Raw genomic sequence first — 11,918 nt, 5'->3', positions numbered from 1 at the left:
GTGTAAGGCTACACTTAGGTAGTTGTAGCGCATCTGATCAGAAGTAGCATGGTCAGCCTCTCGTGCTCGGCCCTACCTTAGCTCTGTCAGCAACAACAAGTTTTGTCTTAACCCAAAAGCCCAGGGAGAAACACTATGCAAGTTCTTTGCGTGGCATCCAACGACTCTGCCGATATCGCCTGCACCGTATGCGGACACCAGTACAAGCTCTATTTCGAGCGCCCGTCCGAGAAAGAGCGTGCAGAAGCAGTCCGTAAAGTGGAAAGCGCCCTCAAGGATCATCATCTTTCGGGCGACGACCGTTCCGCTCACCCTGCCCATCCGTTCAACGTGCCGGCCTGGCGCGGTTCCGCGATGGTTTCCGGCGCAGCCATGCTCGGCGGCGCACCGCTTCGCCGGGTTTCGTAGTTCCCTTCTTTCGTCTTCATTCATAAAAAGCAGAACGGGCGCGAAATTCGCGCCCGTTCTGCTTTTTCCGCTTAAGCCTGCAGGTCAGACCTGCATGACCTCGGCTTCCTTCTTCTTCGACATCTCTTCCATCTTGCGGATCTCTTCGTCGGTGAGCTTCTGCATCTCGTCGAGCGAGCGCTTCTCCTCGTCCGCCGAGATCAGCTTGTCCTTCGCAGCCTTCTTGATGACGTCGTTGCCATCGCGGCGGATGTTGCGGACCGCGGTGCGGTGATCTTCGAGCACCTTGTTGAGGTGCTTGACGACCTCGCGGCGGCGCTCCTCGGTCATCGGCGGAATCGGCACACGCACGACCTTGCCGTCATTCTGGGGGTTGTAGTGCTGATCGGAGGCGCGCAGGGCCTTCTCGATCTCACCGATGAGGCTGGTCTCCCACGGCTGGATCACGATCATGTTCGCGTCCGGCGTGGTCAGCTGCCCGACCGCGCTCAGCGCCGTCGGCGTGCCGTAGTAATCGACGCGGATCTGGTCGAGCATCTGGATGGAGGCGCGGCCGGTGCGCGTGGAGGCCAGGTTCGCCTGGAAATCAACGACGGCCTTGTCCATGCGGGACTTGAGCTGCAGGTAGCTGTCCTTGAGGGCGGCGATGTTCGCCATTACGGCAGGAGGCATGTTGGTCTTCGTCCTTCAGGTTGCTGAAATTGCCAAGGTTGATTGTACGAGGCGGCCTGGTCTTACACCAGCAGGCGCACCCCGTTGGCCGAGTCTGCCTGCTCGTGCGCGTGATACGACGAACGCACCAGCGGACCGGACTCGACGTGACGGAAGCCCATCGCGAGCGCCTCGGTCTTCATGAAGGCAAACTCCTCGGGCGTGTAATAACGGGTCATCGGCAGGTGGTCTTTCGAGGGACGCAGGTACTGGCCAATGGTGAGAACGTCCGTGCCGACGTTCGCAAGATCGCGGTAAACGTCGATCAGCTCGTGCATCTCCTCGCCGAGACCAACCATGACACCGGTCTTGGTCACCACGGTCGAGTCGAGCTGCTTCGAGAACTCGAGCAGGCGCAGCGTACGCTCGTAGCGCGCGCCCGAACGCACGGCGCGATAGAGACGCGGCACCGATTCGGTGTTGTGGTTGAGGATCTCCGGATGCGCGTCGACGACAATGCGGATGGCCTCTTCGTTGCCCTGGAAGTCGGGAATGAGCACTTCCACCTGGCAGCCGGGAGCCTGCTTGCGAATCTCCTCGATCACCTTGGCGAAGGCGCGGGCGCCGCCGAGGATATCGTCATCGCGGTTGACGCTGGTGATGACAGCAAACTTGAGCCCCAGCTGCGCGACGGCCTCGGCCACGCGGCGCGGCTCGTCCATGTCGATCGGCTCGGGCTTGCCCTTGGGCACCGCGCAGAAACCGCACCGCCGCGTGCACAGGTTGCCGAGCATCATGAAGGTGGCCGTCTTGTGGTTCCAGCACTCGCCAATATTCGGACAGTGCGCGGACTCGCAGACCGTGTGCAGGTTCAGCTCGCGGGCCAGCTTCTTCAGGTTGTGGTAGTTGTCGCCTACCGGGGCGCGCGCCTTGAGCCAATCGGGCTTGGGAGCGGGCTTGCGCGGTGCAAGATTGATCTGGACAAGATCCCCAGCCAGATCCGGCTGATTCGGTGCGGTAGCCATAACCGTCTATTGTAAACGGGCGGAGGGGCTAGCTGGCTACCCGGAATGGATCTACTGCCTGCCAGCTCATCCTCTGTGGCAGATCGCAATCCGCATACTCGATGTGGATCACGCGCCGATGAGCTGGCGAGACCGCGGGCGAAGAGGCGTGGAGAATCAGCGGACGCATGAGCAGGACTCCGCCAACACCGACCGTGCAGGTCACTTCGCAGGGCCCGATATAACGCTCGATATCAGCTTCTGGAATGCGTCCAAACCTGTGCGAGCCCGGAATGACGCGAAGAGGGCCATTGTCATGACTGCAATCGTCGAGGTGGATTCGCACCGCCACCATTTGCTCGAGGATCGAAACCGGCGGCTGCACATGTACGATCCCGGCCTTGATCGACCACGGCCCGAAACCTTCAGCGTCCATTCTTTCCTGAACTGCGATGGTCAGATCCTGATGCCATGGCACCTTCCAGTTTGCCTCTGCGATCTTGTCAAAGAGGATGCCACGCACTGGCCGCCATCCCGCCCCAAGGATCGGCGTGACAAGGTTGCGCAGGGGTTCGGAAACAGCAAGTTGCGCAATTACTTCGTCGGTCAGGATATTCCGGGCGCCACCGATACGGCGCGAAGGCGCATCCTTTGCCAGCTCAACAGCAATTTCACGAAGCGAGGTGATCTGGTCAGAGGGAAACACCTCTTCCACTACGAGGAATCCATCAGACCCAATCTGGTCAAGTGCGTCGGAAGGCAGCATTGGCATGGCGTTTGCTGCGATTATTGCAGAAACATCGCGACGAAGATCGGGCATCGATGACACGGCAACAACGAATGCATCCTCCCCCCTTCGTTACAATGAGCCGATGATCCGTACAGTTCAGGCCACGCGGTACGCGCTGCCGCTGCGTGAGGGTGGGTCCTTACCGGGACTGGTCGAGGCCGACGACCTCGGCTTTTATGTTGTCAAGTTTCGCGGAGCGGGCCAGGGGCCGCTGGCCCTTGTGGCCGAGCTCGTCGCCGGAGAGATCGGGCGCAGGCTGGGCCTTGCGGTTCCGGAGTTGGTGTTTGTCGAAGTAGACCCCGCGCTGGGCCGGAACGATCCGGACGCCGAAATCCGTCACCTGCTGAAAGCCAGCGTCGGCCTGAACCTTGGCCTCGATTACCTGCCCGGATCGATCATGTTCGACCGTGAGGCCGGCGATACAGCATCCGCAGAGGTCGCATCGATGGCCATATGGTTCGACGCCTTCGTGCAGAATGTCGATCGGACCGCCCGCAATCCGAATCTGCTCGTGTGGCATCGTTCTCTGCACTTCATCGATCAGGGCGCGGCACTCTACTTTCATCACAACTGGCAGAGCGCAGCCTCCAAGGCGGAATCCCCATTCCCCGAAGTGGCGAAACATCTGTTGCTACCGTGGGCCAGCGCCATTCCGGCGGCCGCGGCAAAGGCGAAGTCGCTGCTGGACACAGATGCCCTGCGGGAGATTCTCGCTCTGGTCCCGGACGAGTGGATTGAGAGCGGTGAGCGGAGCGCACAGGAGCGGCGTAACGACTACCTCGAATACCTGACGCGCAGGCTCTCGGCCTCAGCCAATTTTGAAGAGGAGGCGATACGCAGCCATGACCGTCTCCTTTGATTACGCCGTGCTGCGCGTGGTGCCACGCGTGGAGCGCCAGGAATTCGTAAACATCGGGGTGATCGTCTTCTGCCTCGAGCGGCGTTTTCTCCAGGCGAAGGTGCATGTCGACGCAGCGCGTCTGCAGGCGCTATGGCCCTCGCTGGATATTGCCCTCGTCCAGCAACACGCCGATGCCGTGGTGCGAGTGTGCGCAGGCCAATCGCAGGGAGAGATCGCTTCCCTCTCGCTGCGCGAAAGATTTCACTGGATCACATCGCCGCGCAGCACCATGATCCAGACGTCGCCTGTGCATACAGGCATTTGCAGCGATGGCAGCAGCGAAGCCGTGGAGGAACGGTTAGACAGGCTCTACCGGCAGCTGGTTCTACCCGAGTAGCAGAGAGCTACTTCAGCCGCTCCAGCACTTCGGGCCGAATGAGATAGAGGAAGAAGACCAGGTTGACCACCACCATCACGATCATCGGCCCCTGGTGGAAGCGGAAGAGCAGGAAGCAACCATAACAAAGCGAGAGGAAGACGGCTGCGAGCGTGAGCGCCCATCCCCAGCGGCGCAGCTTGAGCAGTCCGTTGGCAGCCACGGCAAACGCAACCGACACCAGCAGCGCGATCGGCGGCAGGTGGTGCGTGATCACGCCGAAGAGCCCCAGCGCGCACTCGCCCAGCATCCATAAGCAGACGATCGCCATACCCGGCAGCAGGCTGGCGCTCGCATTCGCAGATTTGATGTTCGTAGAAGTGGACGGTTTCGGCGTGGACTCGGTCATGGAGACTCGTTTAGAGCGTGTGCAGATAGGCCAGCAGCGCGTTCAGATCGCTGTCGTCAAGATTATTGCGGAAGGGCGGCATAAGAGCACGCCCATTGCGGATGGCATCCGTCACGCGATCGTCGTTCGCCGGAGCTCCGCTAGGCAGGAATCGCTTTTTATAGAGCCCCTGCAGGCCAGGGCCATGCAGCGAACTCTGCGACTCGGCATAGTGGCAACCGGCACAGCGCGTCTGGTAGATGTCATAGCCCTGCCTCTCCACCGGTGAGAGCTGCGCCAGGGGCTTCGAGGGCGGTAGCGATGGGCCGCAGCCAGCGGTGAAGGCTGCGAGCGGTATCAGGACAGCGAGCGAGAGTAAGGGCCGGGGTGACAATCTGCCTCCGATAATACCAACGCTTTCAATTAGCGGCAGTGATGGCTGCAACAATCCTGTCCATCGCCACGCGCGCGGCCTCACCCGTCGGCGTGCGGTCATTGCAAAGGATCGAGAAGGTCAGTGTGCGTCCGCTGGCAGCGATCAGATAGCCGCTAAGCCCATGCACCTCGGAGAGCGTACCCGTCTTGGCGAAGACCTTGCCGCGCAGCGCTGGTTCTGTAAAGCGACTGGCCAGCGTGCCGTCCACACCGCCCACCGGAAGACTTGCGCGATACTCCGCGCCCCACGGCTGCGTCGCTGCCCAGCTCAGCAGCTTCGTAAACGCGCGAGGCGTAATCAGGTCCTGCGACGAGAGTCCCGAACCGTCATAGAAGATGATGTCTCCCGGATCGACCGCAGGGCCTGCGGCTCCGCCTGTCGTCAGAAATGTCCGCACCACGCGCAGCCCCTGCGCAAGCGAGCCATCACCGCCCTCGAGGCGTCCGAGCAGCCGCAGGTAGAGCTCCGCGTGCAGATTCTGGCTGACCTTGTTCGTCACCGTGATGTCCTGTTCGAAGGGCACCGATACATGCGAGGCCAACACCTGCATCGCCGTCGCGGGCGGCTCGATGGTCGTCATCGAAAGCGGGTGCAGCACGAGCGGCTGGTTTACCTCGGCGCGAAAGTCCATCGTGTCGATCGAGAGACGATGCTGCGCTCGGGCATTGCCCGTCACAGTGATGCCGCGCGCGAGCAGCATCTGCCGCAGCGCCGTGGCTGCATACTCGGCGGGGTCCTCGACGGCTAACGCGACATGCACGCCGCCCTGGTTCGCCGTGCCGAAGAGCCGCACCACCTTCGAGCCCACAGGCCGGTCGATTCCCGTGCTCGCCGTCGCATTGCCTGGCGTGAATGCGAGTGAATTTTCGAGCGTGTAGTACGGAGTATCCGGATTCCACGACGGCGTGCCGCCACTCGATGCAGGATTCGGTGCGATGTTCAGGTAGACAACATTGTCGTTCACCGTCAGCGCGGAGACCGGCGCGCCGTAGCTCCAGTCGAAATCATCCCACGCCCATCCCGAAGCATAGGGCTCGTGCACGAACCACGAGTCGTCACCCAATATGTCACCGTCAATGTGACGAATTCCCTTCGCCGCAATCTGGTCGGCCATCGCTTCCAGCGCGGCGAGCGGCGCGTTCGGTCTTTCCGTATGTTCGGAATACGGATACGCACGGCCCGACATCGTAGGATCGCCTGCGCCCAGCAGCGAGATGTTGCCGTGCAGCGTGCCTGTTGCATCGATCTGCCCCGCCGTCACAGCCGCCGTAGTCCATGTTGCCTGTGGAGGCAGCAAGGCCAGCGCTGCTGCCGTTACCAGCAGCTTCGCATTCGAGGCCGGCTCGAAGAACTGGCCATCGTTCAAACCGAAGACAGGCGCGCCATTCGCATCCGTCACCGAGATGCCCCAGTGCGCGCGGGAGACAGCAGGATCGGCCAGGATGGCGCTGATCTGATCGCCCAGAGTGCCGACGCTTTGCTTGTGGCTGGCGGGCTTCGCATGCCGCGAAGCTGCAGAGGCGGGCAGCGTGAGCAGCAGGCACAACGAGGCGGCGAGAGATGCGGAGCAGCGAAGTTTCATCTTTGCGCGGAGTGTAGCATGGCTACAGATGCCTTTTGCACCACGCGATCGCTTCGACTGGAAACTCCGCACGCGCAGCCTGCCACTGGGCCGGCGCACACTGGTGATGGGCATCCTCAACATCACGCCGGATTCCTTCTCTGACGGCAACCGCTACGTCTCTGTCGAGACCGCCGTCCAGCACGGGCTGCGCATGCTGGACGAAGGCGCCGACATCCTCGACCTCGGCGGCGAATCGACGCGGCCCGGCCGGCATCCCGAAGTCTCCGCGGACAAGGAGCAGGAGCGCCTGCTGCCGGTCATCGAGGCGATCCTGCGCGAGCGGCCGGATGCCATCCTCTCCATCGATACCTACAAGGCCTCGACCGCGCGTGTATCCATCGAAGCCGGCGCGGAGATCGTGAACGACATCAGCGGCTTCCAGTGGGATGAAGCCATGGCTCGTACCTGCGCCGAATTACGCTGCGGCGTCGTCCTGATGCACACACGCGGCCGCTCGGAGGACTGGCGTAGCCTTCCTCCGCTCATGCCCGAGGAGGTAACGCCGCTGGTGACCCACGAACTGGCTACCCGGCTGCGCGAGGCCGAAGCCGCAGGCGTTTCACGCGAACATATCGTCCTCGATCCCGGATATGGTTTCGGCAAATCCTTCGAAGAAAATTACCCGCTGCTGGCGCACCAGGGCGAACTGCGCGCCCTCGACTGTGGCCTGCTCGTAGGCGCCTCGCGCAAGTCGTTTCTTGGGCGCCGGTTGGCCGATCTCCACAGCGGTGCGGATGCCCCGGTCGAGGCTCGCGAGAACGCAACCGTGGCCGCGCATGTTGCAGCCATTCTCGCCGGAGCGCATATCGTGCGCGTACATGCAGTGCGCCCCATGGCGGAAGCCGCGCGGATCGCCGACGCCATACTCGAATACGCATAACGGCAAGCGTCGCACCGGATGAGTGCCGTATGATGACCGCACCATGAGAATGCGCCCTTACGCCGCTCTTCTCGCTCTTCTTTCACTTGCCGGACCCGCAACCTACGCCCAGACGCATCGCGCTGTTGCGCCCGCGGTGTATCCCATCACCGAGGGATACGTAGACGCGCATGGCGCGATGATCTACTACCAGACCATCGGACGCGGCACGCCATTGCTGATCGTGCATGGCGGCCCGGGCGAATCGCACGACTACTTCCTGCCCTACCTGCTGCCGCTGGCGCGCACTAACAAGCTCATCTTCATCGATGAGCGCGGCTCCGGGCGCTCGGAGAAGCTGGCCGATCCGCACCAGTACACCGTGGAAAATATGGCGGACGATGTAGAGGCAGTGCGGGTAGCGCTCGGGCTCGGCAAAATCAGCCTGCTCGGCCACTCTTACGGTGGCGTGCTGGCGCAGGCCTACGCGCTCAAGTACCAGGATCACCTCTCGCACCTGGTGCTGGCCTCGACCTTCGCAAGCACCACGGAGATGAACCAGGCGCTGGCAAAGATCAAGAGCCAGATGCCGCCGAACCGGCAGGCGTTGGCCACCGCGCTCGAGCACGCCGGCCTCTTCGGCAAAGGAGCACCGTGGGAGCACGGGCGATACCCGCAGGCCTACGCAAACCTCGCATGGGGTGATGGATACTTTTCAAAACTCTACGGCGCACGGCCCGATCCGAATTACGACCCCGGCTCGCAGGACACCGAAATCTCCTGGGATGTCTATCGCGAAATGTGGGGCTCAGATGGAGAATTCGTCATCGACGGCAACTTGAAAAGTGTTGAATATGTGAACAAACTCCCTACGATCAAGGTACCGACGCTGATCATCGCCGGCGATCACGACGAGTGCGACCCCTCGATGTCGAAGGAGATGAACGCGAAGATCAAAGGCTCGAAGCTGATCCTGCTGCCGAACAGCGGGCACATGGCCTTCGTCGATCAGCCGGTCCTGTGGAACGACGCGGTGGCGAAGTTCGTGAACAACAAGTAGGCTCCGCGCTTTGTCATTGCCGTGGCGCAGTCTTTATACTTTGGCGCGATGCCAATGCGACTGCGCTGCGCCCCTCTGCTCATCACGCTTGCCACTTCTCTGCTGCCCTTTGCCGCCGCGCAAAGCGGCGGTCATGATGCCGTCTCCTACGTAAATCCGCTGCTCGGCACGCAGCACAGCGCGATCGGGTACGGCGGCACCATGCCATTCGTCACCGCGCCTTTCGGCATGACGAACTGGACGCCGCAGACACGGCAGAACAAGCTCGGCGTCGTCTCCTACAACTACGACGATGCAACGATCTCCGGCTTCATGGGCACGCATCAGCCTGCTATCTGGATGGGTGACTATGGCTATCTCACCGTGATGCCCGAGTCCGGGCCGCTCGCGACATCGCCCGAAGCTCGAGCCCTGCCCTATCAGCACACATCGGAATCCGCGCACCCCGATGACTACACCGTCACGCTGCAATCGAAGAACGGCACGATCCAATCCGAGATGACGGCGACGGAACGCTGCGCGCAGATGCGCTTCAGATTTCCTGAAGGCGCGCCTTCGCGGCTTCTCGTCGAAGCATCGCGCCCGGGCATCGCAGGCATGGTGACTGTCGATGCGAAGACGCACGAGATCTCCGGCTACAACCCTGATCGTGTCGATCGCAACCTCGGTCCCTTCGCGCTGCCGAACTTCCGCGGCTATTTCGTCATCGAATTTCGTCAGGCATGGCGGGATGCGAAGACCTATGGGCTCGACGATGCCTCTGCCGCAACCAGCCGCGGAGCCTATGCCGAGTTCGCTCCGGGCGCGGAGATCGATGTCCGCATCGGCACCTCGTTCCTGAGCATCGACCAGGCGCGAGCGAACCTCCGCCGCGAACTTCCGGACTGGAACTTCGATGCAGCCCGTGCGCGCCTTCACAAGACCTGGGAAGACAAGCTCGGTCTCCTGCAGATTGATGGCGCAAGCGACCGCGAGAAGTCTCGGCTTTACACCGCGCTCTATCACGCGCTGCTCTATCCACGCATCTTCTCCGAATACGGCCGCTACTACAGCGCCTTCGACGACACGATTCACAACGGCGAAAGCTACACCGCGTACTCCATATGGGACACCTTCCGCGCCGAAAACAGCATGCTCACGCTGATGGCGCCTGAGCGAGTGGACGGCATGATCACCGCGCTGCTGCAGGACTACAAGGAAGGCGGCTGGATGCCGAAATGGCCGAACCCGAGCTACACGAACATCATGATCGGCACACACGCCGACTCACTGGTGGCCGAGGCAATCCGTAAGGGCTTTCACGGCTTCGATCGCGACGTGGCGTGGCAGGCCGTTTACAAGGACGCGATGACGCCTCCCGACGGCGATACCACGCGGCGCTGGTACGACCGCGAGCCGCATACCCCTTATGAAGCCCGGGCCGGCCTCACCTACTACAAGCAGCTCGGTTACATCCCCACGGACAAGACGGCCGAAGCCTCCTCCAGCACGCTCGAGGACAGCTACGACGACTGGTGCGTCGCGCAGGTCGCAAAGGTCCTCGGCAAGGAAAGCGATTATCACTTCTTCCTGCACCGCTCGCTGAACGATCGCCACCTCTACAACCCTGCTGTGGGCCTGATGAACGGAAAGCTCTCTGACGGATCATGGGCTCCGCTCGGCGAGATGGGCGACTCACACTCGAACAGCGGCGGGCCGGGCTGGACCGAGGGCGATGCCTGGGTCTATACATGGTCTCCGCTGCACGACCAGGCCGGCATCTTGGCTCTGATGGGTGGCGCCAGGGCCTACGACGCAAAACTTGATGCGCACTTCGAAGGCGGCCACAATTTTCACGCCAATGAACCGAGCCATCACTACGGCTATCTCTACGACTTCGGCGGCGAGCCATGGAAGACGCAGGCGAAGGTGCGCGAGATCGCAGCAAAGGAATACGGCTACGATCAGGGCGGCCTCGATGGCGATGACGACTGTGGACAGATGTCCTCCTGGCTGCTCTTTACCGCGTTCGGCTTCTATCCGGTGAACCCGGCAAGCGGCGATTACATGATCGGCAGCCCACTCTATGCAGCAATGTCCCTGCGGCTCGCAAGCGGCAGAACCTTTCGCGTGGAGGCCGAGCATAACTCAGCGACGAACATCTATATCCAATCGGCCACGCTCAACGGACGCCCGCTCGATATCCCCGTCCTCACCTGGGAGCAGATCCAGGCAGGAGGCACGCTCCACTTCGTGATGGGCGCTACTCCTTCGAAGTGGGGCAGCAGCTGGAGGCCTGCGCCTGTCGAGTAGCACGTTCGCAGGCTTATACCGATCGAAACCGAATGAAGCACGGACTGACGTTATGAACACAGAACGCCCTGCGGCAAAGCCAGACGATATGCGGCCTCCGTATAATCACTTCCATCTTGTTAAGGATCTGGGGATAGCATCGTGGCAGTTCGGCTGAAAGATATTGCGGCAGACCTTGGAGTATCGATGGTGACGGTTTCCAAGGTGCTGCGTGGCAAGCCCGACGTAGGCGAAGAAACACGCCAGCGCGTGCTCAAGCGCGTGGAAGAGCTGAACTACCGGCCAAACATGCTGGCGCGCGGACTCGCCTCGGGCAAGAGCTTCACCGTCGGCCTCATCGTGCCGGACCTCGTACACACCTTCTTCGCCGAATTTGCAAAAGGCCTCAGCAAGGCGCTGCGGCAGCGAAACTACCAGCTCATCCTGGCCTCTGCGGAGGAAGATCCGGAGATGGAGCGCGAAGAGATCGATCAGCTGCTGGGACGCGGCGTAGATGCGCTCCTGATCGCATCCTGCCAATCGAGCACGGAAGGGTTTGCCGCCCTGATCGAATCGAAGCGGCCCTTCCTGCTCTTTGACCGCCTGCTGCCCGAGCTGGATGCACACTTTGTCGGCACAGACGATCTTCAGGCCGGCCGCATCGCAACCGAGCACCTCATCAGCCTTGGCCGCAGGCAGATTGCGCACATCGGTGGCGAGGGCATGAGCACGGCTGCGGACCGCCTCGCGGGTTATCGCGCCGCGCTCGAGGCGCATGGCCTGCCCTTCCGCGAAGAGCTGGCGATCAAGCGTGCGCGCCTCGAAGATGTGGGCGATCAGACAGGCCGCGACGCCATGAACCAGCTGCTGCAACTACCGGAAAGACCGGACGCAGTCTTCTGCTACAACGACCTCACCGCTGTCGGCGCCATTGCGTCGATCCGCGCGCACGGGCTGCGCGTGCCGGAAGATGTGGCCGTGATCGGTTGCGGCAACCTGCGCCTCGCCCCCTATCTCGATGTGCCGCTGAGTTCCGTCGACCAGCTGAGCGCGCTGCAGGGCGAACGCGCCGCACAGATCGCGCTGGCCGTCATCGCAGGAAAAGCCGGGCAGGTGGAAAAAGAGATCCGCATGAAGCCGCAACTGATCGCGCGCGCTTCGACCGTAGGGAAATAAAGCAGCTTCTAGCTTCTAGAGGGAGATTATTGAT

At 61.9% G+C, this 11,918-nt stretch carries 13 protein-coding genes; 7 read left to right on the top strand and 6 right to left on the bottom strand.

The annotated features are described in order from the left end of the window. Positions 1 to 135 precede the first annotated feature (135 nt). On the top strand, positions 136 to 408 hold the full coding sequence (locus tag QM649_RS15145; protein ID WP_415199896.1) for a hypothetical protein: 273 nt from the start codon (positions 136 to 138) through the stop codon (positions 406 to 408). Positions 409 to 492: 84 nt separating this feature from the next. Here QM649_RS15145 and frr read toward each other — a convergent pair whose 3' ends face one another. The 3 genes from frr to QM649_RS15130 all read right to left on the bottom strand — a co-directional run bounded on the left by frr (position 493) and on the right by QM649_RS15130 (position 2,835). Then, entirely contained in the window at positions 493 to 1,080 is a 588-nt protein-coding gene (gene frr, locus QM649_RS15140; RefSeq protein ID WP_415199895.1) for a ribosome recycling factor, read from the bottom strand. A 62-nt stretch (positions 1,081 to 1,142) separates the two neighbouring features. After that, complete coding sequence (lipA, locus tag QM649_RS15135; RefSeq protein ID WP_415199894.1) at positions 1,143 to 2,084, bottom strand: lipoyl synthase; 942 nt, start codon at positions 2,082 to 2,084, stop codon at positions 1,143 to 1,145. Positions 2,085 to 2,112: 28 nt separating this feature from the next. Then, on the bottom strand, positions 2,113 to 2,835 hold the full coding sequence (locus tag QM649_RS15130; protein WP_415199893.1) for a phytanoyl-CoA dioxygenase family protein: 723 nt from the start codon (positions 2,833 to 2,835) through the stop codon (positions 2,113 to 2,115). 100 nt (positions 2,836 to 2,935) lie between these two features. Here QM649_RS15130 and QM649_RS15125 point away from each other — a divergent pair, with 100 nt between their 5' ends. Further along, complete coding sequence (locus QM649_RS15125) at positions 2,936 to 3,712, top strand: HipA family kinase (RefSeq protein WP_415199892.1); 777 nt, start codon at positions 2,936 to 2,938, stop codon at positions 3,710 to 3,712. Further along, positions 3,696 to 4,091: a DUF3037 domain-containing protein gene (locus QM649_RS15120; protein ID WP_415199891.1), complete on the top strand. Its 396-nt coding sequence runs from the start codon at positions 3,696 to 3,698 to the stop codon at positions 4,089 to 4,091. Before QM649_RS15125 ends, QM649_RS15120 begins: the two co-directional genes overlap by 17 nt. A gap of 7 nt (positions 4,092 to 4,098) precedes the next feature. On the opposite strand, the gene QM649_RS15115 is transcribed toward QM649_RS15120, so the two are convergent. From QM649_RS15115 to dacB, 3 genes are read right to left on the bottom strand one after another with little or no spacing between them, the layout of a single operon-like run. Continuing rightward, positions 4,099 to 4,479 (bottom strand): DUF2127 domain-containing protein, encoded by a 381-nt coding sequence (locus QM649_RS15115; RefSeq protein WP_415199890.1) that lies wholly within the window; start codon positions 4,477 to 4,479, stop codon positions 4,099 to 4,101. 10 nt (positions 4,480 to 4,489) lie between these two features. Further along, positions 4,490 to 4,852, bottom strand: a complete 363-nt coding sequence (locus tag QM649_RS15110) for a c-type cytochrome (protein ID WP_415199889.1) — start codon at positions 4,850 to 4,852, stop codon at positions 4,490 to 4,492. A 25-nt stretch (positions 4,853 to 4,877) separates the two neighbouring features. Continuing rightward, positions 4,878 to 6,476, bottom strand: a complete 1,599-nt coding sequence (gene dacB / locus QM649_RS15105; RefSeq protein WP_415199888.1) for a D-alanyl-D-alanine carboxypeptidase/D-alanyl-D-alanine-endopeptidase — start codon at positions 6,474 to 6,476, stop codon at positions 4,878 to 4,880. A 28-nt stretch (positions 6,477 to 6,504) separates the two neighbouring features. On the opposite strand from dacB, the gene folP reads away from it, so the two are divergent. The 4 genes from folP (at position 6,505) to QM649_RS15085 (ending at position 11,884) form a co-directional block, all read left to right on the top strand. Next, complete coding sequence (gene folP / locus QM649_RS15100) at positions 6,505 to 7,398, top strand: dihydropteroate synthase (RefSeq protein ID WP_415199887.1); 894 nt, start codon at positions 6,505 to 6,507, stop codon at positions 7,396 to 7,398. A 43-nt stretch (positions 7,399 to 7,441) separates the two neighbouring features. Next, complete coding sequence (locus tag QM649_RS15095) at positions 7,442 to 8,437, top strand: proline iminopeptidase-family hydrolase (protein WP_415199886.1); 996 nt, start codon at positions 7,442 to 7,444, stop codon at positions 8,435 to 8,437. A gap of 54 nt (positions 8,438 to 8,491) precedes the next feature. Further along, positions 8,492 to 10,729: a GH92 family glycosyl hydrolase gene (locus tag QM649_RS15090; RefSeq protein ID WP_415199885.1), complete on the top strand. Its 2,238-nt coding sequence runs from the start codon at positions 8,492 to 8,494 to the stop codon at positions 10,727 to 10,729. Positions 10,730 to 10,870: 141 nt separating this feature from the next. Further along, positions 10,871 to 11,884 carry a LacI family DNA-binding transcriptional regulator gene (locus tag QM649_RS15085; protein WP_415199884.1) on the top strand — a complete coding sequence of 338 codons (1,014 nt, stop codon included), beginning with the start codon at positions 10,871 to 10,873 and terminating at the stop codon, positions 11,882 to 11,884. The last annotated feature ends 34 nt before the right edge of the window (positions 11,885 to 11,918 follow it).

Origin of the sequence: Silvibacterium sp. (assembly GCF_047605705.1) — a bacterium.
In the GTDB taxonomy this organism is placed as follows: domain Bacteria; phylum Acidobacteriota; class Terriglobia; order Terriglobales; family Acidobacteriaceae; genus Silvibacterium.
The sequence above is the reverse complement of the archived record's forward strand: the minus strand, read 5'-3'. Positions and strand labels throughout refer to the sequence as shown.